Here is a 22,385-nt window from a genome sequence, read left to right on the forward strand (position 1 = left end):
GGGCATGTGGTGGCCCGCGAGCGGCCACCTGAAGGGGTGGGCTTAGGTTGGCGGCGTCCCTCAGGCGCAACCAACAGTGAGCCGAGTACAGCGCGCCGCGGCCACGGCGGCCTCAACAGACCAGCGACGATGCTCGTCGCCCGCGATGACGAACAGGTCGTCGGGCTCGCGCAGGGGGTCGCCTACGGGCTAGTCGGTACCGTCCTCCGGCTGTACGTCGACCCCACGCGCCACCGCAAGCGGGTCGGCACGCGCCTCTACGAGCGACTGCGAGAGATCGTCGCCGAGCAAGACGTCGAGCACGACCCGGCCAGCACGGCACCCGCAATGCCCACGTACACATTGGTAAGCCGGTCGGGCGGGTGGTATCTGTCGCTTGGGGCCGAGGCGGGTGAGTAGGGCCGTCGACGACCGCTGTCCCAGTCACCTCGCTGTCGGCGTCATCACCGCGACCGGTCGGTCACGAGGTGGCGGCACCCCACGTCGAGAGCCACCCGTCGAGGTTCCCGCTGACGAACAGGACGACGAGAAAAGACGGTACGAGACCGACGAGGCTGGCCGCCGCGAGCATGTTCGGGTACGCCAGCGTGTACAGCGGATGCGCCGAGTTGTAGAGTTCGAGCTGGACGGTGGTCTCGACGGCGCCGTTTCCGATGCTCATGAACAGGGTGAAGAACTGCTCCGTGTACGTTGCGACGAACACCAGCGTAGCGACGCTAACGATAGCCGGCCGTGCCAGGGGGATGACCACGCGCCAGAGCGCCTGTATCCGGGTCGCACCCGCGATTCGAGCCGCGTCCTCCAGCTCGTCCGGTACTCCCGAGAAGTACACCGTGAGTAGCCCGACAGCCAGCGGCATCGAGAACGTGCTGATAGGCAGGACGACGGCCGCGGGCGTCTGGTACACCGTCGGTACGGTCCCCGACAGGCCCGGTACCGGCGTCGAGAAGAGGCGGTACAGCGGTACCGCGACCGCCTGTGGTGGAAACACAGCCAGGAGGAGCGTCGCGGCGAACAGCGGCCGCCGACCCGGAAACTCGATGCGGCCGAAGGCATAGCCAGCCGGAATCGACACGCAGAGGACCAGCACCGTCGTCGAGACGGCGACCAGCAGGCTGTTGGCGAACGCCGGGACCCAGTCGACGAGACGGAACGCTAGGGTGACGCCCTCCGCGCTCACCGCCGGCGGCAGGGCGCCCATCTGGTTCCAGACCAGCCTGTGTGGGGTCACCGCCGCGATGACGAGCCAGTAGATGGGGAACAGCGAGACGAGGAGGGACGCGGCGAGTGCAGTGCGGAAACAGAGCCTGTAGAACGGCCCCCGGTAGCGACCGCCAAGTCGGGCCAGGCGTCCACCTGGCACCTCGTCGTCACCCGCGCTGGTCGCCTCGGCGCGCACCGCGTCGGAGGAGGGCATAACAACCACGTGACGCTCCTGTCAGTTAGTAACGTGGTTTCCCGGACCGTACCTGGTTGAGGAGGGTGCCCAGCCCCAGTCCCGGTCCTGCGTCCGGATGCGGCCGCCGGTGCGGTCGACCGTCTCGGAGGGCATCTCCCCGGGCCGGCCACCACCACTCTCACCGAGGGACTGCTTGAGGAGTGGCAGCTTGCGGCGCCGATGACGGCGGACACCGGGGCCCGAGAGGGGGTGGGCTTAGGTGCCAGGGCCCCCACAGCTACGGACAGGCGTGGCACGACCGCGTCACGACCCACCGATGATCCAGATCCGACACGCGCTGGACTCCGACGCCGAGGGCATCCGCAGAGTCGCCCGTCGCGCGTGGCACGACGCCTACGACGCTCTCGATTCCGAGGTCATCGACGCGACCATCGAGGAGTGGTACGCCGGGCCGGTCGGGAGCGCACTCCACGGTTGGGCCGAGGACATCCCGGTCAGCGACCTCGACGTCGAAGCGACGATGCTCGTCGCCCGCGACGACGAACAGGTCGTCGGGTTCGCACAGGGGGTCGCCTACGGGCCAGTCGGTACCGTCCTCCGGCTGTACGTCGACCCGACGCGCCACCGCAAGCGGGTCGGCACGCGCCTCTACGAGCGACTGCGAGAGATCTTCGCCGAGCAAGACGTCGAGCGCGTCCGCGCACTGGACCTGGCCGACAACGACGCCAGTCGGGAGTTCTTCCGGAAGCTCGGCTTCGAACAGACGGCGACCCGAACCGTCACCATCGGTGGCGACCCGTACGACGAGGCCGTCTACACACGCGAGCTGGACGAACCGGCGGAATGACTGGTCGGTGGGCGACCGCAAAAACCGACGGGAGGGCCCGACTGCGGCTACCCCGGTGTAGGGGCGCCGGGCCCCGTCGGTGACTCGTCCTCGTCCGGGTCGCCGCGATTGAGAATCGCGTCCCGGACGCGCTCGAACGCCGACCTGTCCGTCCGGGTACTGCGGGGTGACATACCGCACATGAATGTTAGACATTGACACACTTCGGTCTGACGGCTCGATCGCCGGCCCGGCGTCGCGGTGGACGACCGAGGAGACGACCCACACCCACATCACCCGGCCCCACGTACGGCCACCATGCCCACCTGGGACGAACGGTTCCGCCGCGGCGAGTATCCGACCGACCCCGACCCGCATCCGGTGCTCGAACGCTACCTGCCTACGTTCCCCGACGGCCGGGCGCTGGACGTAGCCACCGGCACCGGCCGGAACGCGATTCGGCTGGCCGAAGCGGGCTACCACGTCGACGCCGTCGACCAGTCACGCGAGGGGTTGGAGATAACGAGACGGAACGCACGCGCGGCTGATGTCACCGACCGCGTCTCGCCTATCCAGGCGGACATCCCGACGTACACGTTTCCCGAGGCGACCTACGCCGTCGTCACCGTCAGTTTCTATCGCGTCGTCGACCGCCTCCCCGACGTCGTCGATTCGCTGGTCGAGGGCGGCTGTCTGTTCGTCCAGCATCATCTGCGGACGACCGACGACGTCGAGGGGGGTCCGAGCACCGACCGCTACCGGTTCGCGGCCAACGAACTGCTCCGGGCGGGACTCGGACTGACCGTGTTGCACTACGACGAGCGGACGAGTAGCGACGGCACCACTCGGTCTGCGACGGCCCAGTTGGTCGCGCGGAACTCCACCGGGCAGCGCCAGTCCTATCCCGACATCGGCCCGTCGTGACTCCCAGGGGCTGACTGCACCCATCCGACATCGAGGTGTCCGGGGCCGCCTTCGGGTGGTTACCCGTCCCCGGCACCGGCGGCCTCGTCGAGACGGGCGGCGACAAAGGACGTCGCCTCCGGGACCCCTCGTGCGTACATCGCGGTACGCGTGAACGCCGCGTACGCCTCGGGCCCGTCCAGATACCCCTCCTGCATCTCACTAATCGTGCCGCGCTGTCTGTACAGCGCCGGTTGCAGGAGGAGCCCGGTCAGCGGCGACGACTGTTCGAGGGCGTGCCGGAGCGCCCGCTCGGCATCCGCTGCGGCCTCCCGGACGAGTGACGCGGGCACCTCCTCGGGGTACTCGCGGTTCCGGACGCCCGTGACGATGGCTCGGAGAACTTCGGCCGCCACCAGCGTGCGGCCTGTCTGGACGACGGCCAGCGCGTACTGGTCGTCGTCGTGCAGCTCGCGGACCTCGTCTCTGAAGTAGTCCAACAGCCGGGTCGACTCGACGAAGAGTTCGCGGTCGGCGCCGCTCAGTTCGCGGCCGAACGCGTCCTGCCCGTCGTCGACGTACGGGTCGAGTCCGTCGGTCGTCCTGGAGAGCGACCACCGAAGGCGTTGTGCGCCGTCCCCGAGCGTCCCGCCGTGGGACGGCGAGTCGGCATCGATAACTGCGTCACGTAGCCGCGTCACGTCGGCGACGGTCGCGTCGGCCCGCTCGACGGCTTCGACGGCCGCGCCGGCTCTGAACGGGTCCGCAACTGGGTCCGACGGGTACGCCTCCCGTGGCCGGACGTATCCTCTCGCGGTCGCGAGGCTGTCTTCGAGCGGCGCGTGAACGACGGCCGCCGTGACCGGGTCGCCGGCGCGGTAGGCCTGGGCCGCCCACAGGTCGCCGATGGTCCCCCGTACCTCGCGTCGGCGGGTCGCGAGCGCTGCCGCGTCGTCGGCCCCCGTCGCCGCCCGGTAGGCGGCTTCGGCCATCGCCGCGTCAGCCCGGTAGCCCCGCCACTCTTCGAGCCAGTCCAGCGCCCACTCGCCCTCTGGCAGGGACTCGGAGGGCCGCTCCCCGGGGTCCGGTCGGACGTGGGTGAGTTCCTCACGGACTGCTTCGTTCGGTATCTCGGAGTCGGCCGGAATCCGGTCGAGCAGCGTCTCGGCGCGCTCGCGGTGGCGCTGCGCGCAGGCGTCGAGAGCGTCTCGGGGGAACGGCGTCGCCGGGAACGCCACCGGGTCGAGGTCCGCGGCCAGCGCCGCTGTATCCACGTCCGGGTCGTCCTCGCTGGTCCACGGCATCGACGAACAGCCGGCCAGGCCGCTCAGTCCGACGCCACAGGCCGCCAGCAGAGCGCGCCGTCTCACGAGCGGTCACTCCCGTTGCGGGCGACGACGTCGGCCGTGAACGGCGCCGGTTCGTCGGGTCCCCGGCAGTTACTGGACATCCCCGTGCCGTGGCCCGACGTCTGGTCACCACTGAACGGGTACCTGATGGCGATACCGGCCGAGTCCGTATCGTCGGTCGAACAGGCGACGTCGGCCGGCCGGCGGGCCTGACAGAAGTGGCCGTGCGGGTCACCGTCCGAGTCCTGTTGCATGGACGTGATGCGGATCTCGTGACAGGCGTCGACCGTCGTCGTGAACAGGTAGACGGCGTGGGTCTCGAAGTCCGTCTCGGCCACGAACGAGCGTAACTCGCGGGCCTCGGGGACGGCCCCGAACGTCACCTCCTCGAAGGACGCCCGGGTGGCGATGTGGTCGGTACCGCGAAGCAAGCGCTCGGCCTCCTCGGTGCCGGTCGGAATCGTGTCCTGACGGGTGTACAGGACGGCGCCGTCGGTGTTCCGGACGTGCTTGGCCTCGTAGTCGTCGACGATGCGGCTGGCGTCACGGTCGATGGTGGGTGGCGGGGCAGTGTCAGTGTCGAACTGACACCCAGCGAGGGCCGCGGCGGCGCCGCTGGCGAGGGCAGTGAGGATGCGTCTCCGGGAGGGCATGGCCGAGTGCAGTTAGCCCAGCGACAAACGTCTTGTGGGGACGGTCGGACGACCCGACACCGTCCAGGCGCTGTACGGCACCGCCGAGTGCGACTGGTACGGAGAGACGCCGGTGAAATCACGACGAAACCGTCGGCGCCGGCAGCCGTGAGTCGGCGCAGACCGCCGCCGAACAGACCGACGCTGCCGCCGACATCGCCGACCGCATCGCGGCCGCCCACACGCCGCTGGGCATCTCGCGTATCCGAGGCGCCAGTGACGCAGTGACTGCCCAGTGGTCGGCCACGTCGAGTTGGCTGTCGGCAACATGAATCCACATCCTCTGGATTGAAATTCATCTTTAGATGCCATAATTTAAGTACGAAAAGAACCCCACACGGAGGTAATGAGCGGAGTGGGGAGCCAGGGTAGAACGACAGCAGTGCCCGCACCGGTACCGCCGGACGACGCCGACGCGTGGTACGCGCCGGACGTCCGCGAACAGGACGAGGTGTCCCCCGGCGTCGTCGTCACCGTCCGTCGGGACGACGGCTTCAGGTACGAGGTCCGCGAGCCGGTCCTCGGGCCGGCCGCGGTCGAGACGCTGGCGACCGTCGAGTCGTACTTCGACGGCGCGAACATCGAGCGCCCACGCACACGCGAGGGTGCTGTCGAACGGATGGAGAGCGGGTTCGACCCGAAACACCGCCGCGTCATCGACCGGCTGGTCGACTGCTCGCCGGCGATCCGGCGTCGGGTTGAGTACCACGCGCTGTGTTCGCTGGCGTGTCTCGGCGAACTGACGCCGTACGCACTCGACGACCGCATCGACGTCGCGGACGTCACCGACGACGGCGTCGTGGTCCACACCGAGGACTACGCACCGGTCGCGACCGACCTCGGGGCCGACCCGGACTACATCGGCCGCTTCGCCAGCGAACGGGTCGGTCGCCACACGGTCCGGTTCCACGAGTTCGAGGTCCCGGTCGTCGTCTACCGCGAACACCTCCTCGGGAGCGACCCGTTCACCACGAAGTACGCCGTCCGTGAACCGGACCTCCTTCCCGGCGACGAGGAGCTCATCGAGGCGTGCAAGGAGCGCGTCTGGGAGACGAGCGTCGACGGGCTCGTCGAGGACAGCCTCGAGTTCGTCCGCGACCGGGCCCGGTCGCTGCTGGCCCGCCAGTTGACGGTGCGCAACACGACCGAGTGGCTGGACGCCGTCCGGTACCGTCTCCGTGCGGCACTCGCCGAACTTGACCTCGCGGTCCCGCCGGTCGACCGCCGATTCGCGGACGACCGGCTGGACGACCTGCTGTACTACGTCCTGCGCGACCTGGTGGGCCACGGGAAACTCACGGTTCCCATCCGGGACCACACGCTCGAAGACATCGAGGCCAACCGCGTCGGCGAACGGGTGAAGGTGCTCCCGCGCACCGACCTCGGCCACGACGGCCGCGTCCCGACGAACCTCTCGTTCGACTCGGAGAGCGCGTTCGTCAACGTCGTCACGCAACTCGCGGCCGACGACGGCACGGAACTGAACGCCTCGAACCCGAGCGCGAAGGTGAACATCGACCCCGAGGGCGGGGGCGTCCACGACACCGAGGAGACGATTCGCTGTGCCGTGGCGCTCCCCACCATCAGCGAGGACGGCCCCCACATCTCGATACGGAAGCAGTCCGCCGACGCGATGACGCCGGTCGACCTCGTCGAACGGGACTCGCTGCCGACGGAACTGGTGGCGCTCCTGTGGCTGTTCTACGAGTCCCACGGCGTCGTCCTCTTCTCTGGACCCACCGGCGCAGGCAAGACGACGCTGCTGAACGCGCACATGCCGTTCATCCCGTACCGAGACCGTCCCATCAGCATCGACGAGGGGTCTCGCGAGGTCCGGATTCCACACGAGACGGGGGTCTCGCTGACGACTCGCGACCACGAGCGGGACCACCGGCGCGTGACGATGGCCGACCTCATGACGCAGTGCAACTACCTCAACCCCGACGTCGAGGTCATCGCCGAGATAAACACGCCGGCGTCGTTCGAGACGTTCGCCGAGACGCTCAACACCGGCCACGGCGTCCTCGGAACGACCCACGCCGCGGACATCGAGACGCTCGTCAACCGCGTCATCGAGAAGGGCGTCCCGACGTATCTGCTGGCCGAGATAGACCTCGTCGTCTTCCCGCGCCACGTCGGCGGCGAGCGGTACGTCGGCGAGGTCGTCGAGTTCGTCGACGACCCGGTCCACGACGGCTGTGGGACCATCGAGAAGGACGGCGAGACGATACACTACAACACGGTCTGTCGTCGGCGCCGCGACGGCACGTTCGAACTGGCCTACGACCACCCGCAGTTGGGCGACGACGGCCGACAGGTCGAGACCGGGGTCTTCGACCGCCTCGCGGCGCTTCGGGACGAACCCGTCGAGGCCGTCGAGGAGACGTTCCACCGCCGCCACCGTTACGTCCAGTATCTCGTTCGCGAGGGGGTCTCGGACTTCACGCAGTTGTTCGGCGTCCTCGCGGACCTGGAGACGAACGAGGCGGCGACGGTCGAACGCCTCCGCCGCACCGAGGGGACGGCAGAGCCACTCCATCTGGAGGTCGGTGGGGATGGCGACTGACGGCCCGACGCTCGGCCTGATCGACAGGGGGCTGTACGCCCTGTTCGGCCACCACGCCGACGACGGGGCACACGCGACCACCAGAGAGCGATATCGGGCCGCGAACCCCGACACAGGGTTCGACCTCTACGTCGCGCGGGTGTACGGGGTCGCGTGGGTCGCGCTCGTCGCTGGGGCGGTCGTGACCGGGACGCTGGCGCTGGCGCTGCCACCCGGGACCTTCGACAGCGTGGTGGCGCTGGTCGGACGGAGCCTCCCCGTGCTCGACAGACTCACGCTCCCGAGAGTCCCGCGCGCCGCCGTCGCGCTGTCGGTCGCTCTCCTCACCGGCGCCGGTCTCCGGTCGCTCGTCTTCGTGGCCGGGAACCGCTATCTCACGTGGGTCGCGACGGCGCGCCGGGCCGATATCGCGGCGACGCTGCCCGGTGCCGTGCGGTACCTCCGGGTGCTCGCGTCCGGCACCCACGACCGGCGGGCGATGCTCCGGGCGGTCGCCCGACAGGAGGCCTACGGCGAGACGGCCGTCGCCTTCCGCCGAGCGCTCAACCACGGGACGCTGACCGGGAGTCTCGACGCCGGCCTCGAACGGGTCGCTAGCGAGACGCCCTCCCGTGACCTGCTCGCGCCGTTCCTCCTGAAGTTCCGGGAACACGCGAACCAGAGCGCCGACGCGCTGGAGGGGTACCTGGAGATGGAGGGGCGCCTGCTCTCACACGAACAGAGCCGCCGGCACGAGCGAGCGACCGGCTACCTCGAACTGCTCGCCGAGCTGTTCGTCGTCCTGCTGGTCGTCCCGGCGCTGGTCGTCCTCATCGTCACGGTGATGGGCGTGCTCGCACCGGGGCTGTCACGGCCGGTCGCGACGCCGGTCGGTCCGGTGTCGGTCCGCGCCGGCATCGTCTACGGGAGTGCGGCGTTCGTCCTCGCGACCGGGTTGCTCGCCGCGTTCGTCGTCACGACCCTTCGACCGCGGAACACCGCCGCACCGAGTTACGAGCGGCCGAACGGGGTCCTGGCGACGCTCCGGACGGTCCCGTCGAACCCCGCCAGCGCCCTCACGGCCTGTCTCCCGTTCGGGGTCGTCCTCGCCGTCGGGTGCTGGCTGCTCGGCTACCGGCCGGTGAACGTCCTGCTGTTATCGTACGTCGGCGTTGGCCTCCCGGTCGGCGTCGTCGCCGTCCGCCGTGCGCGGCGCGACGACGCGAAGGACCGCGAGATGCAGGACTTCGTCCACGCGGTCGCCGGCCACGTCGCGCTGGGGCGGCCGTTTCCCGAATCGGTCCGGCGCGTGGCCGACGACGTGCAACTCGGTGCGCTCGCCGATGACGTGGCGTCGCTGGCCTTCACGCTCTCGCTGGGCGACAGTCCGACGGCGGCGGCCGACGACCGACGGGCGGCGGCGCTCGACCAGTTCGTCGACCAGGTGGGGACGCCGATGGCCGAGCAGACGATCGGGCTGGTGGTCGGGGCGTTGGACGCCGGCAGCGATGCCGAGGACGTCTTCGAGACCCTCCAGACCGAAATCGGGAAGCTCTACCACCAGCGCAAGTCGCTCCGCTCGGCGCTGATGGTGTACGTCGCCGTCGGCTGGACGACGGCACTGCTGGTCGTCGGTATCACCGTCGCCGTCAACGTCTACGTCCTCTCGGAGTTCGCGCAACTGTCGTCCGTTTCCGGCGGGCAGACCGTCGCCTTCGACCCCTCTGTCATCGACCCCGCCCGGGAGCGGTACCGCTTCTACGTCGTCACGCAGGCGACGATGCTAGCCTGTGGCTGGTTCGCCGGCACCGCGAGCCGGGGTGTCTACGAGGCGCTGTTGCACTCCGCCGCACTCGTGCTCGCCGCCTACGTCGTGTTCGCGGGGGTGGGCCTGCTGTGAGCGCCGACCCGAGAGACCGAGCCAGCCGTCGCCGGGCACAGTCACACGTCGTCGGCGTGGTCCTCCTGCTGGGCATCACCGCCGTGGCGCTCGGAAGTCTGACTGCCGTCGTGGGCAGCGTCGTCGACGGACAGACGGCGGCGGCCGACGAGGCCCGCGTGGCGAGCGCGTTGGCGGAGGAACTGCGGCCGGTCGAGCAGACCGGCTGGAACAGCGTTCGCATTCGGTTCAGCGAGGGACGGGTGACGACGGTCGAGCGCGACCTCCGAATCCTCGGTCCGGGCGGCGTCCAGCGCCGCATCGACGTGGGCGGACTCGTGTACACGTCCGGTACGAGCCGCGTCGCCTTCGTGGCCGGGAGCATCCTCCGGGGGACCTCGGGCAACGCTTGGCGGGTCAGGGCGCCACCGGTAACGGTGACCCGTGACGAGGGGACCCTCGTGGTCGGCGCCCCCACGCTGAACGAGAGCGGGGCGACGGTGAGCGGGACCGGCGGCGTGACCGCACGGGTCCGAACCAACGTCACCCACGAGCACCACCGACTCGCCAGCGCCGACTACGCGGTCGCGATCGAGAGCGCGACGCCGGGGCCGTTGGCGCGGTACTTCCGACGAGTCGGTGCAAGGACCAGCGTCAGGGACCTCGATGGCGACGGCATCCCGAGCGTCGTCGCGAACGTCGACGGCCGACAGACGCTCCATCTCGTCGTCCACGAGATGCACGCGGAGGTGGCCAGTGGATAACCGCGGCCTGAGCACCGTCGTCGAGAAGGTGCTCTCGACGGGCGTCGTGTTGCTGTACGTCGCGCTCCTGACGACGGCCCTGTACGGCGGGGCGGTCCCGGCGTACCGAGGCGCCGTCGGTGCGGAACTGGGCGACCGGACGCTCGCGGAGGCGACCGCACGGGTAGAGCAGGCCGTCCCGCCATCGGCGCTGGCCGTAGACGCGACCTACCGCGTCGACCTCCCGGCGACCATCGAGGGTGCGGCCTACGAGATACAGACCGACGGCAGGGCGCTGGTGCTCGTCCATCCGGACGCGGACGTCGGTGGTCGGAGCCAGCCAGTCCTCCCCGACCGAGTGAAGACGCTCGGCGGAACGTGGCACAGCGGCGAGAAGACAGTGGTGACCGTCGACGGTGGCGGTGGGTCCGTCACGGTCAGACTGGAGGCGCCATGAGTGAGCCGCCGAGGCGGGCCGCCAGCGGCGGGACGCTCCCGCGACAGGCGTCGGCGCCCTCGGCGCGACGGGCACAGACGACGCTGCCGGCGGTCGGCATCGCACTCGTCCTGCTGACCGTCGTCACCGCGCTGGGACTGGCGATGGCCGACTCCGCCATCGCCGGCGCGGACCGGACACCGGACGAGCGCCGGGCCGCGGCCGCGACGGCGGACCGGCTCGTCGACGCCGACGGGCCCCTGACCGACCGGGCGAACGTGTTGAATCAGTCACGGGTCGCGGCGTTCGACGCGGCGGCGCTCCGCAGTGTCTCGCCACTTGCCCGGGAGTACGCCGTCACCCTCGCACTCGGTGACCGTCGGCTCGCGACCACCGGCGACGCGACGGGCGGGACGACGATCCGTCGACTCGTCCTCGTCGAACGCCGGACGCGAGCGACGGTCGACCCGGACGGCCGGCGAGTCACGCTCCCACGACGGGCCGAGAACGCCACGGTGACCATCACCCCGCCACCGAACACGAGCGTCTGGACGGTCAGGGCCAACGACAGGGTCCTCCTGCACGACGACGGCGGTCTCCGAGGGACGTTCACCGTCGACCTGCCGGTCTACGAGACGACGCGGCTCACCTTCCAGACGGCCGGCCGGTTGCCCGACGGGAGCGTCGGGGTCGCCTACGACGCGCCGCGAACGACCAAAGCCACGCTGGCGGTGACCGTCGATGTCTAGGGGCCAGCTGCCCCTGTCGCTCGTCGAAGTGGCGCTCGGTGCCGTCCTGATTCTCGGGGTCGCGCTCGGGTTCGCACTCGGGACGCCCGCCCCGGAGACGCGGGCCCCGCAACTGGAGGCCTACGCGGCCGACACCGCAACGATACTCGCGAACGAACCGCCGCGCCACGACGGGGCGACGCGGCTACGCGAGGTCGTCGCCGGCGAGCGCGCCTTCGAGCGCGAACGGGACGCGCTCGAACGACGCGTGGCGCGCATCCTGCCCGAGAACGTCATGTTCCTCGTCGAGACGCCGCACGGGTCCGTCGGGACGCCGGTCCCGAGACGGGTCACGACCGGGACGGCGACGGTCCCGACCGGGGTGGGGACCGTCCGAATCGAGGTGTGGTACGCGTGAGCAGGCGCGGCCAACTGGTGCTCGTCGCCGCGGCGCTGGTCGCCGTGGCGCTCGCCCCCGTCGTCCTCGCGTACCTGCAACTCGGGTACCACGACGACGTCCGCGCGACGGCCGAGTACGACGACCCGACGGCCGGGACGCTCCGGGTGCTCGACAGGGCCGTCGCGACGGCGAGCAGTGACGTCCCCGACGAGTACGCGTGGTCGCGTCGTGCCGCCGCCGTCACGTCTCTCCGGGACGAGTTGCGACCGACGGTGAGACGTCTCGAGACCGCTCGCATCGAGCGGGGGACGGTCACCGCGATAACCTACAACGCGAGCGTCGCGACCACGTGGGCCGACGACTCCTGTCCGAGCGGGCCGGCCCGACAGTTCGGGGACTGCGTCGCCGACCGCGGCGTCGTCGTTCAGGACCGCACCGACCGCACGCACGTCCTGGCCGTCGCCGTCGACGTGACCACGACCACCGAGCGCGGAGAGACGACGGTGGCCGTGGTCGTCGCCACGGGAGCGCGTTAGCCGCCTGAACGGACCGAGTCACTAACAATGGGGGCGCCTAATGTACAAGCAACAGACATGGACCCGGACACCGACGACTTCGAGGACGTCCAGTTCCTCACCGGCTCCCCACAGCGCTACGCGGTCCTGTCGGCGCTGTGTGCGTCGGCGGCGCGTCCCTGCGAGCTCTGTGACGAGATCGACGCCACGCGGACGACGATCCAGCGCATCCTGGCGGGGTTCCGCGACCGGCAGTGGGTGGTGAAACGCGACGGCGAGTACCAGCCGACCGTGACCGGGCGGCGCGTCTGTCAGCAGTACCAGGCGCTCCTCGCGGAGGTCGAGCGGGCACGGGATTTCGGGCCACTGGCCACGCACCTCGACGCCATCGCGGACGACCTCCCGACCGAGGCCCTTGAGAACGGGCGCCTCACCGTCGGGTCCGACGGCAACCCGCTGGCTGCGGTCAACCGGTTCACCGAGTGGTTCCGGAAGGTGGGCAGCGACGTCCGCGCACTCTCGCCCATCGTCGCCCAGCCGTTCAACGAGGTGGGTGCGGAGTTGCTGGCCGGCGGGACGACCATCGAGTTCATCATCGACCAGACGGTGCTCGACCGGTCCAGACAGGAGTACGGCGACGCGCTCGAGCACGGACAGGACCACGACCAGATGTCGATATACGTCCACGAGGAGCCGTTGACGTTCGGCCTCGTCGTCGACGAGGACGACCGGTGCTGTCTGGCGGCGTACGACGACCACAACAACATCAGAGCGGTGCTGGAGGCCAGCGGTGCGGACGTCGCCGACTGGGCGGGGCGCGTGTTCGAACGGCATCGCGAACGCTCGGAGCCACTCTCGGTACTGTACTCCTGAAAAACGTCAGTCGATGGAGTGCAACCCTGACTGACGTCGGCGGGGGGAAGGCCGAAGCGGATCGCAATCGTGAGCGCCCCCGGACACCAGCGCGAGCGCTCACCTGAGGTGGAGGGGGTCTCCCCATGGACGTATCGGGGGCGGTACATCCTATACTTACCTTCCGATAGATGTTACAGCCCCTGTAACACCCTGCGGCTGGACTGGGGCACCCGTGACGTCCGGACGGTCGTGTCCGAACTGGCGTGGCCGTCGCTCACGCACCGTCCCCCGTACGGCTGCCACGGGGAGGTAGGCCGACGACGCCGCCCGGAGGAAGACGCGGCGGTCGCGGGCGACAGTTAAGTGCCCGGCAGCCGTGGTGTCGTACATGTCACCCCCCGGACGTGAGGTCCAGTACACTGAATCGGACGTCATCGAGGTGTTCAAAGACCGGGACGACTACGCCGAACCCCTGACCGCGTCGGAGGTCGCCGACCGACTCGGCTGTTCCCGCCGCACCGCGCTGAACAAGCTCCACAGTCTCGAGTCGGAGACGGACATCACGAGCAAGAAGGTGGGGGGTCGCTCGCGGGTCTGGTGGATTCCGGTCCGGACCGACTGAAACTCAGAACTCCCACTCGGCCGCTCGTTCCCGGGCCTCCTCGCGGGCCTGCTCTCGAATCGCCGCTATCTTCTCCTCGTCCTCCAGGAACGCTTCGACGGCGCTGTGTTCGTCGCTCGGCTCGCTCGCGGTCCGTCCCCGGTCCTCCGGGGCCGCACGCCGCGTACTGTCCGCCAGCGCCGGGTCGCCACCGAGTCGCTCGGCCGGCATCCCCGGCGGCACCCGCAGGTCGTCGGCCTCGTGGGCGGCGGCGAGGTCGACGGGGTCGAGTTCGAACACCGAGACGTGGTACGGGCCGGGGACGGCCAGGTCGGCCAGCGCCGGTGGCCCGCCGCGGTCGGTTCCGGTATGGTAGGCCAACACCGGGACCCCGTCCTCGAAGGTGACGACGCCGCGCCCCTCGGCGTCGAGCAGCAGTGTCTCCTGGGACTCGAAGACGGCGTAGCCGGTCACCGTCCGGTCGAGGACGTCCGCGAGCGTCTCGCGCGGGTCGCCGACGACGCGGGACTTGCGGAGCGTTCCGCGGGGGAGTCTCATGGGGTCTCCGGGATGACCGCGCTGCGGAAGCGGTCGGCGACGTCGCCGGACTCGCCGTGGTCGACCGAGAGCGCGTCGGCCGCGCGGTGGTACGCCGCGGCGGCCGCACAGTCGGGGGCGTGAGCCAGCAGCGGCCGCCCCGCGCGACGGGCCTCACGGGCCCGCTCCGTCTCCGGGACGGCGGCCAGCGTCGGGCCGTCGAAGTAGCGTTCGGTCTTCTCCGCGACGTCGTCGATGCGTTCGTCCTCGCGGACCTTGTTGAACAGGAGGCCGGCGACGCCGGTCCCGTAGGACGTCGCGTACTCCTGGACCTTCAGCCCGTCCGAGATGGCGGGGATCGTCGGCTGGAGGACGACCACGGTACGGTCGGCGAGTACTATCGGGAGGACCGCGGTCCGACTGTCCAGCGCCGGCGGCGAGTCCAGGAGGAGCACGTCCGTCTCGGCGGCGAGCGTCGCCACCACCTCACGCAGCCGGGCCGGGTCCGCGTCCCGGAAGCCGTCGAGGCTCGTCCCGCAGGGGACGACGGTCATGCCGAACCGGTCGTACGTCGCGTCGGCGACGGCAGCCTCCTCGGCGAGGACGTCGTGGAGCGTCGTCTCGGCCTCGGAGAGCCCGGCGTGAAAGAGGAGGTTGGCCATGCCGGTGTCGGCGTCGACGACGGTCACGTCGTAGCGCTCGGCGAGGGCCATCCCCAGGGCGACCGTACTCGTGGTCTTGCCAGTGCCGCCCTTCCCACTGGCCACCGCGAACACTTCGACCATGCACCGTACTGCCCGCTCGCTCGCATATAAAGTTCGCGGGATAGAGCAGTGAAAAAACTACCACGCGACCGGAAGCGGGCCGGGGTCGACGTGGTCGGCGACGAGCGCGGCCGCCCGATCGTAGGGGTCGGTCTGTGCGGCCGTCGCACCCGCTGGCCGTTCGATACCGGCCGCCTCGAACGTGTTTCGCACGAAGGCATCTCTGGCGGCATCGTTCACGAAGAGGTCGTGGAGGTACGTCCCCAGAGCGGTGGCCGTGGCCGCGCCGCCGCCGTCGAACGGCCGCGAGACGTCGGCGGTGGCTTCGGAGTCGCCCATGTGAATCTCGTACCCCTCGACCGGTCCGGTGGCACCGGCAAGCGGGCCGACGCCGTCCAGGTGCCGCGTGACGTGTTCGACCGTCTTCTCGGCGGAGAAGGTGGTCCGGACCGGGAGGCGGCCGAACCCCTCGACGCGGTCGGCGTCGCCGGTCCCCTCGATGTCGGCGTGCAGAATCGCCTCGCCGAGCATCTGGTAGCCGCCACAGAGGCCGACGACCGGCCCCTCGAACGCGGTGAGAGCGTCGCCGAACCCGGCCTCGCGGAGCGCCAGCAGGTCGTCGACGGTGTTCTTGCTCCCGGGGAGCACCACCGCGTCGGCGTCGGCGAGCGAGGCCGACAGTGGAACGTAGGCGACCCGGACGCCGGGGACAGCCGCCAGCGGCTCGAGGTCCGTGAAGTTCGATATGTGTGGGAGGCGCGGCACCGCAACGGTGACGCTCCGGTCGTCGGGGACGCCGTCGTCGGTACCCCTGACCGACCGCTCGCCGACCGGCGGCAGGGCGACGCTGTCCTCCTCGGGCAGGCCGGGGTCGTCGTACGGGAGGACGCCCAGCACCGGCACGCCGGTGCGTTCCTCGAACGCATCGAGTCCGGGGTCGAGCAGCGAGCGGTCGCCCCGGAACTTCGTGACGACGGCGCCGACGATGCGCTCCCGGACGTCGTCGGGGACGAGTTCGAGGGTGCCCACGAGCGAGGCGAACACGCCGCCGCGTTCGATGTCCGCGACCAGCAGGACGTCGGCGTCGGCGAACCGGGCCGTCTCGACGTTCGCGAGGTCGCGGTCGTGGAGGTTGATCTCGGCGATGGAGCCGGCGCCCTCTGCGACGACGACGTCGTGGGCCGCGGCCAGTCGGCCGTGGGCCTCACGGGCGGCCTCGCGGGCCGCCTCCCAATGACCGCCGTAGTACTCGCCGGCAGCGACGTTCGCGACGGCCTCGCCGTCGAGAATCAACTGTGACTCGCCGTCCCCGCGGGGTTTGAGTAGCACGGGGTTGTGGTCCGTCGTCGCCGGGACGCGGGCGGCGCGGGCCTGCACGTACTGCGAGACGCCGACCTCCCCGCCGGGCGTCGCGCGGGCGTTCGTGCTCATGTTCTGGGCCTTGAACGGCGCGACGGAGACGCCGCGGTCGGCCAGCAGGCGGCAGAGGCCGGCCGCGACCGTACTCTTGCCCACGTGTGAAGCGGTTCCGGCGACGAGGACGGTGTCGGCCATCGACCGGGTCTCGGGCCCCCACGACAATGAGTGGTTCGTCGGCGGGCTTTTCACGGCGCCGGGCGAAGCCGACGGCGTGCCCGAGGACCGAGTGCGTGCGGTGTACGACCACCTGGCCGCGACCGGCGAGCGCCCCGTCGAGCGGACCGCGAGTCGCTGGCTGGGCGAGGCGGAGGCCGTCGCGCGGGACATCGTCGAGGGGGACCTGGACCCGGCGGTGCGGCAGCGACGGCTGGCGACCATCGCCGAGTTGCTGGACAACGTCGCGGAGACCGGCGACGAGACGGCCGACGACCACGTCGCGGCGGCGCGGGCCCGGCTCGACGACCTGCTGGCCGACGGCTGAGGGGCGTCAGTACTCGGTGCCCTTCCGCGCCGAGTGTCCGGCCTCAAGCGGGTGCTTGCCCTTCCCGACCTCCGAGACGAGGTCGGCGTACTCGAAGACGTACTCGGGTGGGTCGTGGCCGCCGGTGAGGACGAGTTCCACGTCGTCGGGTTTCTCCTCGACGAGCGAGACAACCTCGGCGGGGTCGAGCAGGCCGCGGTTGGCGGCGTACAGTATCTCGTCCAGAACGAGCATGTTGACGCCGGCCTCGGGCGGCCCCTCGGGGTCCAGTGGCTCCGAGAGGTCCGCGTCGCCGCTGGCGGCGAGAATCTCGCGAGCGCGAGCCAACGCACCTTGCGCGCGGGCCGCGTGTTCGTCGTCGTCGCTGCCGTCCATGAACCCGTGCCAGCCGTAGTGGCCGGCGTTCTCGTAGGAGAAGCCCGGCAGCGCGGCGATGGCGTTGTACTCCCCGCGGACGTCCTCGACAGTGCCGGTGCCACCTTTCATGAACTGCAGGAGGTGGACGCGGTAGCCGTGCCCGACGGCGCGGGTCGCCATCCCCAGCGCCGCGGTCGTTTTGCCCTTGCCGTCGCCCCACCACACCTGGACGAGCCCGAACGCCTCGGGCGCACTCGGCGTGATGGGTTCGGCGGTCGGCCCGGCGGTGTTGTCGCTCATACCCGCCCTTCAGGGGGCGCGAACATCGGTCTGACGGTCGGTGACCACGCCGTACTCGGCCTCGTCGACGTCGGGTGGGCCGTCGTCGTAGCGGGCGGCCAGACTCGCCAGCACGGCGTCGCGCACGCAGGCTCGTGCTGCCGCCCCCACCTCGGTCGCGCTCCCCGTGAACGCCGCTCGGTCGGCGGCGGGCACCGACCCGACGAGGACGGCGTCGGAGGTGGTGCCCGGGACATCCGCAGCGTGCAGGAGCGTCGCCGTCTTCGCCTCGACGGCCGTCGCCAGCAGGGTCGCGAGCGCGCCGTCGTCGAGTGCCCGGTCGGCGCCGACGACGAGGTTGACCGTCCCGGGGCGCCAGTCGGCACCGTCATCGGCGTGGCCGCCGTCGGTCCCACCCTCGGCGGCCATCGGCAACACGGCCGGGTTCGAGAGGCCCGCCGTCGCCAGAACCCGGACCGGCCCACTCGCCGCACAGCGGGCGTGGGCCACGTCGACGCCGGTCAGCAGCGTCGGCCCCGATGGGAAGCCCGCCGCGGCGAGGCGTTCCGCGCGGTAGGCGTCGAGGTCGGTGCGCTCGAACCCCGTCGGCACCGTGACGTTGTAGACGGCGTCGGCGTCGCGGTAGCCGCCGTCCCACGTCGTCGAGAGCCAGCGGGCCCCCTCGCGCCGGGCCTGCACGACGCCGTCGCGACGGGTCGTCTCAAACATCCAGCGCCTCCAGCAACTGGTCGTTCTGGTCGGGCGTCCGGACCGCGACCCGGACGTGGCTGTCGAGGCCCCGGAAGGTACGGGCGTCCCGGAGCGCAATGCCGCGTTCACGAGCGGTCAGGAGCACCTCGTCGACGCTCGTGTCGGTCACCTCGAACAGGAGGAAGGGGGCCTCGGAGGGGAACACGTCGAAGCGCGTGGCGAGGCGCTCGCACATCCGTGCACGCTCGGTGGCGACCCGCTCTCTGGTCCGCTCGACGAAGTCGTCGTCCCGGTAGCAGTGGGCGCCCAGCGCCGCCGCGGGTTCGCTCATCGACCACGCGCGGCGGGCGGTCGCCAGTCGGTCCCGGGCCGCCCCGCTGGCGACGGCATACCCCGTCCGGACGCCCGGGAGGCCGAACAGTTTCGTCAGCGAGCGCGCGACGACGACCCCCTCGCGGCCGGCCAGCGACGGCTCGTCGGTGAACCCGAGGAACGCCTCGTCGACGAGCAGCGTCGTATCGGCCGCCCGACAGCGGTCGGCGAACGCGCGCAGGGCCGCGGCGTCGGAGCACTCCCCGGTCGGGTTGTTCGGGTTGCAGACGACGGCCATCGAGTGGGGTTCGGGGTCGCTGTCGAGGATTTCGTCGTGGCGGACGAACGACGGCTCGGCGCCCTGCAGGCGCACCTCGCGGGCGTACTCGCCGAAGCTCGGTGTCGGGACGAGGACGCTCTCGCCGGCCCGGACCGTGGTCTGGATGGCGAGCCGGATGGCCTCGAGGCCGCCCGCCGTGGGGATGACCTGCTGGGGGTCGCAGCCGACGAACTCGGCGGCGGCCGTCCGGAACCGTGCGTAGTCGTCGGCCGGGTACGACCGCGAGGCCGCGAAGGCCGCGCTGAACACCCGGGCGGCCCCGGTCGGCACCGCCGGGTTCGTGTTCGCACTGAAGTCGAGCAGGTTCGGGTCGTCGCTGCTGCCGTGGGGGACGCGCCCGTCCGCGTCGACGTGCGGGTCCGACTCGCCGGCGGCGCGCAACGCTGCGACGGTGTCCGGGTCCATGGCGTCCCCAAAGGAGAGGACCGACGAGAAAGTTTCGCGGCTCAGCGGAACTGTTCGGCGACGCGGGCGTCCGCGAGGGTGTTGACGTTGACCGCCACGCGCACGTCGTCGGTCAGCCACGCGTCCTCGCCGGCGTCGCCGACGACGTTGACGCCGGTCGGTGCGACCGCCCGGCCGTCTCGCTCGAAGGTGGTGTCGTCGCTCACGCCGAGTTCGCGCTTGCGAGCGGCGGGGACCAGCACCGACAGCGACCCACCCTCGTGGGCAGCGAGTACCCGGTCGAGTATCGCCCCGTCCAGCAGCGGGAGGTCCGCCGCGACGGTCAGGACGGGCGTCGCGAGGCGGGGGTCGGAGAGCGCCGCGTCGAGGTCCGCGACGTAGCCGTCGCCGGGCGTCGCGACCGTCGGGACGGTGAGGTGTCTGCGCGTCTCGGGCGCGTTCGGCGACGTGACGGCGTAGACGTCGTCGACGCCGCTGTCGGCGAGGGCGTCGAGGACCCGGTCGACCATCGGGACGCCGCCGACCCGGAACAGGGGTTTCTCGACGGCGGCGTCGAGGCGCGTGCCGCGCCCGCCACACATCACGAGAGCGTCCACGCGACCACCCCCCAGTCGACCAGCGTCCACGTCGCGACGGCGGCGTGGAGGGCGACCACCCGGGCGAGCTCGTTGGCCGCGCCGAACACGTCGCCGCCGACGCCACCGAGCCGACGGGTCGCCCACCGCCGCAGCGAGAGGGCCACAGCGACGCTCGCGACGCCTGCGACGGCCGTCGCGGGGAACGCGAGGAGGGCCGCCGGCACCGCCACGATGAGCGGCCCGACGAGGTCCGACGGCTCCTGCCCGTCGAGCATGGTCGCGCCGAATCCCGCGTGGCTCGGCGTGCCGAGACAGGCCAGCGTCGCCATCGCGAGTTTCGCGCCGACTTCGCTGGCGAGGACGACGGCGACGGCGACCAGGAGGGGGAGTCGCGCGGCTGCGAGCGCGCCCAGCGCCAGTCCGAGCAGGCCCGTCCCGAGGGCGAGCACCGCGCCGACGCCGACGGTGGTGTCCCGCATCACCTCGCGACGCTCGGCCGGGTCGCCGTGGACGACGGCGGCGTCCCCGAGGTCGGCGAGCCCGTCGGCGTGGTTGACACCCGTGACCAGTACGACCACGGCGAGGTACGCCGCAGCGACGACCGGGGCCGGGAGCAGGCCGCCGGCGAGGAACGGCACGGCGACGAGAGTGCCGACGACGTACCCCGCGAGCGGGAAGGCGGCGGGCGTCGCGGCGAAGGCGTCCCACGCCGCCTCGCTGTGGCCCACGGGCAGGCGCGAGAGGAAGCCCAGTGCGCCGCGGAGCGCGCTCAGAACCACGCCGCCACCCCCGCCAGCGCGTACGAGAGGACGCCCGCGACCGCGACCCCGCGAACGCCGCGTCGGGCGCTCGCGACGGTCGGGAGCGGCGCGTCGGCGTTCAGGACGTAGGCGTCGGGCTTCTCCAGTCGGACCCCGAGCGCGGCCGCGGCGACGCCCATCGGCCACCCGGAGTTCGGCGACGGGACGCGGGCCAGCCACGAGCGACCGCGCGCGAGCGACCCGAGGTCGCGGAACGCGACGGCGAGCAGGAGCGCGCTCGCGCGGGCCGGGAGCCACATCACGGCGTCGTCGAGGCGAGCGGCCGCGGTCCCGACGCGCTTCGAGCGGTAGCCCAGCATCGAGTCCATCGTGTTGACCGCCTTGACCCACGCCGCGGCGGCGGCGGCCAGCGCGAGCGCCGGGAGGCCGACGAACGGCGCGAGGACGGCGCCGAGGACGAACGCCCCGAGCGAGGCGACCAGCCCGTCGGCGAGGTTCTCGGCGGCGCTTTCGACGGCCGCGCTCCGCAAGAGCCCCGGCGAGAGCGCGCTCGCGTCCCGCCCGGCCAGCGCGAGCAGTCCCTCGCGGGCGGCCGGGAGGTCCGTCTCGGTGTCGGCGACGACCGACCGGGCGGCGGCCAGCAGGCGACGGAGGCTGGTCGTCAGGAAGAGGACGCCACCGGCGAGGACGGCACCGAGGACCGGATGGGCCGTACTGCCCGTCGCGACCGTCGCGAACGCCGTGAGCGCCGCGAACAGGGGCAGCGCCAGCGCCGCGAGCGAACCCACCGCGAGCGGCCGGGACCACTCGCGGTCCAGCGGCGCGACCAGCGACCCGAACCACGCGACGGGGTGCAGCCGCGTCGGTGGCTCGCCGACGACCGCCTCCAGTGCGGCGGCGACGAGGACGGCGAGGGCGGTCAGCACAGCGACCCCTCCCGGAGGCGCTGGGCGACCTGCCCGAGCGGGACGTCCGCCAGCAGAACCGACGTCGCGCCGACGCGACCGGCCCCGCCGTCCGTGCGGGCGTCGTCGCCGACGTGGACCAGGTCAGAGAGCGGCACGGCCAGCGCGTCGGCCGTCGCCCGGAAGATCGCCTCGTGGGGCTTGCGCCAGCCACAGTCGACGCTCGTCACGACGGCGTCGGGGCCGAGGGCCGTCTCCGGACCGAGGTCCGCCCGCTCGAGCGTGCGTTCGACCAGTCCGGGGACGCTGCAGTTCGAACAGACGGCGACGGTGCCGCGGTCGTGGGCCGCCCGGAGGACGTCGCGAGCGCCGTCCCTGACCGTGACCGGCGCGTCGAACGCCGCCAGCACGGCCTCGCGTGCGGCGTCGGGCGAGACCTCGACGTCGCGGCTCGCCAGCGCGAGCCGGACGTGTTCGTCCAGCGGCGCCTCGCGGCCGCGTTCGTACTCGCGGTGGGACGTTCGGTAGGCGGCCTCCCAGTCCTCGGGGACGCGCACGTCCCGGGCGGCGAGGCTGTCGGCCACGGCGTCCCACGGTGCGTCGGGGCGGTCGGCGTCGACGAGCGTCCCGAACAGGTCGAGGGAGAGTGCCACGTCCGTGTGGTT

27 protein-coding genes are annotated in these 22,385 nt (G+C 71.4%); 13 read left to right on the forward strand and 14 right to left on the reverse strand.

Annotated elements, in window-relative coordinates:
• Positions 1 to 36: 36 nt before the first annotated feature.
• Positions 37 to 399 carry a GNAT family N-acetyltransferase gene (locus ACV7GQ_RS12465; RefSeq protein WP_470310563.1) on the forward strand — a complete coding sequence of 121 codons (363 nt, stop codon included), beginning with the start codon at positions 37 to 39 and terminating at the stop codon, positions 397 to 399.
• A gap of 61 nt (positions 400 to 460) precedes the next feature.
• Here ACV7GQ_RS12465 and ACV7GQ_RS12470 read toward each other — a convergent pair whose 3' ends face one another.
• Positions 461 to 1,417, reverse strand: a complete 957-nt coding sequence (locus ACV7GQ_RS12470) for a carbohydrate ABC transporter permease (RefSeq protein WP_470310564.1) — start codon at positions 1,415 to 1,417, stop codon at positions 461 to 463.
• A gap of 271 nt (positions 1,418 to 1,688) precedes the next feature.
• On the opposite strand from ACV7GQ_RS12470, the gene ACV7GQ_RS12475 reads away from it, so the two are divergent.
• Entirely contained in the window at positions 1,689 to 2,246 is a 558-nt protein-coding gene (locus ACV7GQ_RS12475) for a GNAT family N-acetyltransferase (RefSeq protein ID WP_470310565.1), read from the forward strand.
• A 47-nt stretch (positions 2,247 to 2,293) separates the two neighbouring features.
• On the opposite strand, the gene ACV7GQ_RS12480 is transcribed toward ACV7GQ_RS12475, so the two are convergent.
• Positions 2,294 to 2,419, reverse strand: coding sequence for a hypothetical protein (locus ACV7GQ_RS12480; protein ID WP_470310566.1), 126 nt, complete (start codon positions 2,417 to 2,419; stop codon positions 2,294 to 2,296).
• A 124-nt stretch (positions 2,420 to 2,543) separates the two neighbouring features.
• Here ACV7GQ_RS12480 and ACV7GQ_RS12485 point away from each other — a divergent pair, with 124 nt between their 5' ends.
• On the forward strand, positions 2,544 to 3,149 hold the full coding sequence (locus tag ACV7GQ_RS12485) for a class I SAM-dependent methyltransferase (RefSeq protein ID WP_470310567.1): 606 nt from the start codon (positions 2,544 to 2,546) through the stop codon (positions 3,147 to 3,149).
• Between the two features lie 59 nt (positions 3,150 to 3,208).
• Here ACV7GQ_RS12485 and ACV7GQ_RS12490 read toward each other — a convergent pair whose 3' ends face one another.
• Together ACV7GQ_RS12490 and ACV7GQ_RS12495 are read right to left on the reverse strand one after the other, a co-directional pair.
• Positions 3,209 to 4,498: a hypothetical protein gene (locus tag ACV7GQ_RS12490; RefSeq protein ID WP_470310568.1), complete on the reverse strand. Its 1,290-nt coding sequence runs from the start codon at positions 4,496 to 4,498 to the stop codon at positions 3,209 to 3,211.
• On the reverse strand, positions 4,495 to 5,130 hold the full coding sequence (locus tag ACV7GQ_RS12495; RefSeq protein ID WP_470310569.1) for a hypothetical protein: 636 nt from the start codon (positions 5,128 to 5,130) through the stop codon (positions 4,495 to 4,497). The genes ACV7GQ_RS12490 and ACV7GQ_RS12495 overlap by 4 nt, the downstream gene beginning before the upstream one ends.
• Positions 5,131 to 5,515: 385 nt before the next feature.
• On the opposite strand from ACV7GQ_RS12495, the gene ACV7GQ_RS12500 reads away from it, so the two are divergent.
• From ACV7GQ_RS12500 to ACV7GQ_RS12540, 9 genes are all read left to right on the forward strand, one after another.
• Positions 5,516 to 7,735: a type II/IV secretion system ATPase subunit gene (locus tag ACV7GQ_RS12500; RefSeq protein WP_470310570.1), complete on the forward strand. Its 2,220-nt coding sequence runs from the start codon at positions 5,516 to 5,518 to the stop codon at positions 7,733 to 7,735.
• Positions 7,725 to 9,614, forward strand: coding sequence for a type II secretion system F family protein (locus ACV7GQ_RS12505; RefSeq protein ID WP_470310571.1), 1,890 nt, complete (start codon positions 7,725 to 7,727; stop codon positions 9,612 to 9,614). Before ACV7GQ_RS12500 ends, ACV7GQ_RS12505 begins: the two co-directional genes overlap by 11 nt.
• Positions 9,611 to 10,357, forward strand: coding sequence for a DUF7289 family protein (locus ACV7GQ_RS12510; protein WP_470310572.1), 747 nt, complete (start codon positions 9,611 to 9,613; stop codon positions 10,355 to 10,357). Before ACV7GQ_RS12505 ends, ACV7GQ_RS12510 begins: the two co-directional genes overlap by 4 nt.
• On the forward strand, positions 10,350 to 10,793 hold the full coding sequence (locus tag ACV7GQ_RS12515; RefSeq protein WP_470310573.1) for a DUF7266 family protein: 444 nt from the start codon (positions 10,350 to 10,352) through the stop codon (positions 10,791 to 10,793). Before ACV7GQ_RS12510 ends, ACV7GQ_RS12515 begins: the two co-directional genes overlap by 8 nt.
• Positions 10,790 to 11,521, forward strand: coding sequence for a DUF7263 family protein (locus tag ACV7GQ_RS12520; protein ID WP_470310574.1), 732 nt, complete (start codon positions 10,790 to 10,792; stop codon positions 11,519 to 11,521). The genes ACV7GQ_RS12515 and ACV7GQ_RS12520 overlap by 4 nt, the downstream gene beginning before the upstream one ends.
• Positions 11,514 to 11,918: a DUF7262 family protein gene (locus tag ACV7GQ_RS12525; RefSeq protein WP_470310575.1), complete on the forward strand. Its 405-nt coding sequence runs from the start codon at positions 11,514 to 11,516 to the stop codon at positions 11,916 to 11,918. Before ACV7GQ_RS12520 ends, ACV7GQ_RS12525 begins: the two co-directional genes overlap by 8 nt.
• Complete coding sequence (locus ACV7GQ_RS12530; RefSeq protein ID WP_470310576.1) at positions 11,915 to 12,436, forward strand: DUF7261 family protein; 522 nt, start codon at positions 11,915 to 11,917, stop codon at positions 12,434 to 12,436. The genes ACV7GQ_RS12525 and ACV7GQ_RS12530 overlap by 4 nt, the downstream gene beginning before the upstream one ends.
• A 57-nt stretch (positions 12,437 to 12,493) precedes the next feature.
• Entirely contained in the window at positions 12,494 to 13,288 is a 795-nt protein-coding gene (locus tag ACV7GQ_RS12535; protein WP_470310577.1) for a helix-turn-helix transcriptional regulator, read from the forward strand.
• Between the two features lie 370 nt (positions 13,289 to 13,658).
• Positions 13,659 to 13,892: an HTH domain-containing protein gene (locus tag ACV7GQ_RS12540; protein ID WP_220617033.1), complete on the forward strand. Its 234-nt coding sequence runs from the start codon at positions 13,659 to 13,661 to the stop codon at positions 13,890 to 13,892.
• A gap of 3 nt (positions 13,893 to 13,895) precedes the next feature.
• Here ACV7GQ_RS12540 and ACV7GQ_RS12545 read toward each other — a convergent pair whose 3' ends face one another.
• Genes ACV7GQ_RS12545 through ACV7GQ_RS12555 form a run of 3 tightly spaced genes read right to left on the reverse strand, consistent with a single transcriptional unit; the run spans position 13,896 to position 16,726 of the window.
• Positions 13,896 to 14,429 carry a DUF8054 family protein gene (locus tag ACV7GQ_RS12545; RefSeq protein ID WP_470310578.1) on the reverse strand — a complete coding sequence of 178 codons (534 nt, stop codon included), beginning with the start codon at positions 14,427 to 14,429 and terminating at the stop codon, positions 13,896 to 13,898.
• A complete protein-coding gene (locus tag ACV7GQ_RS12550; protein WP_470310579.1) occupies positions 14,426 to 15,193 on the reverse strand; it encodes a nucleotide-binding protein in 768 nt (255 codons plus the stop codon). Before ACV7GQ_RS12550 ends, ACV7GQ_RS12545 begins: the two co-directional genes overlap by 4 nt.
• Before the next feature lie 57 nt (positions 15,194 to 15,250).
• A complete protein-coding gene (locus ACV7GQ_RS12555; protein WP_470310580.1) occupies positions 15,251 to 16,726 on the reverse strand; it encodes a cobyric acid synthase in 1,476 nt (491 codons plus the stop codon).
• Between ACV7GQ_RS12555 and ACV7GQ_RS12560 the strand changes: the two genes are divergently transcribed.
• Complete coding sequence (locus tag ACV7GQ_RS12560; RefSeq protein WP_470310581.1) at positions 16,716 to 17,072, forward strand: DUF8152 family protein; 357 nt, start codon at positions 16,716 to 16,718, stop codon at positions 17,070 to 17,072. The two genes, ACV7GQ_RS12555 and ACV7GQ_RS12560, sit on opposite strands and share 11 nt — an antisense overlap.
• Positions 17,073 to 17,078: 6 nt before the next feature.
• Here ACV7GQ_RS12560 and ACV7GQ_RS12565 read toward each other — a convergent pair whose 3' ends face one another.
• The 7 genes from ACV7GQ_RS12565 to ACV7GQ_RS12595 are packed head-to-tail and all read right to left on the reverse strand — an operon-like array spanning position 17,079 to position 22,373.
• The gene (locus ACV7GQ_RS12565; RefSeq protein WP_470310582.1) at positions 17,079 to 17,729 is read right to left on the reverse strand and encodes a cob(I)yrinic acid a,c-diamide adenosyltransferase; all 651 of its coding nucleotides are present in this window, start codon (positions 17,727 to 17,729) and stop codon (positions 17,079 to 17,081) included.
• A 9-nt stretch (positions 17,730 to 17,738) separates the two neighbouring features.
• A complete protein-coding gene (locus ACV7GQ_RS12570) occupies positions 17,739 to 18,437 on the reverse strand; it encodes an adenosylcobinamide amidohydrolase (protein ID WP_470310583.1) in 699 nt (232 codons plus the stop codon).
• Positions 18,430 to 19,476, reverse strand: coding sequence for a threonine-phosphate decarboxylase CobD (cobD, locus tag ACV7GQ_RS12575; RefSeq protein WP_470310584.1), 1,047 nt, complete (start codon positions 19,474 to 19,476; stop codon positions 18,430 to 18,432). The genes ACV7GQ_RS12570 and cobD overlap by 8 nt, the downstream gene beginning before the upstream one ends.
• A 41-nt stretch (positions 19,477 to 19,517) precedes the next feature.
• Complete coding sequence (locus ACV7GQ_RS12580) at positions 19,518 to 20,057, reverse strand: NTP transferase domain-containing protein (protein ID WP_470313162.1); 540 nt, start codon at positions 20,055 to 20,057, stop codon at positions 19,518 to 19,520.
• On the reverse strand, positions 20,057 to 20,833 hold the full coding sequence (cobS, locus tag ACV7GQ_RS12585; RefSeq protein WP_470310585.1) for an adenosylcobinamide-GDP ribazoletransferase: 777 nt from the start codon (positions 20,831 to 20,833) through the stop codon (positions 20,057 to 20,059). The genes ACV7GQ_RS12580 and cobS overlap by 1 nt, the downstream gene beginning before the upstream one ends.
• Positions 20,824 to 21,741, reverse strand: coding sequence for a CobD/CbiB family cobalamin biosynthesis protein (locus ACV7GQ_RS12590; RefSeq protein ID WP_470310586.1), 918 nt, complete (start codon positions 21,739 to 21,741; stop codon positions 20,824 to 20,826). The genes cobS and ACV7GQ_RS12590 overlap by 10 nt, the downstream gene beginning before the upstream one ends.
• Positions 21,735 to 22,373, reverse strand: coding sequence for an HAD family hydrolase (locus ACV7GQ_RS12595; protein ID WP_470310587.1), 639 nt, complete (start codon positions 22,371 to 22,373; stop codon positions 21,735 to 21,737). The genes ACV7GQ_RS12590 and ACV7GQ_RS12595 overlap by 7 nt, the downstream gene beginning before the upstream one ends.
• Between the last annotated feature and the right edge of the window lie 12 nt (positions 22,374 to 22,385).

The organism is Haloarcula sp. MBLA0163 (assembly GCF_055632435.1).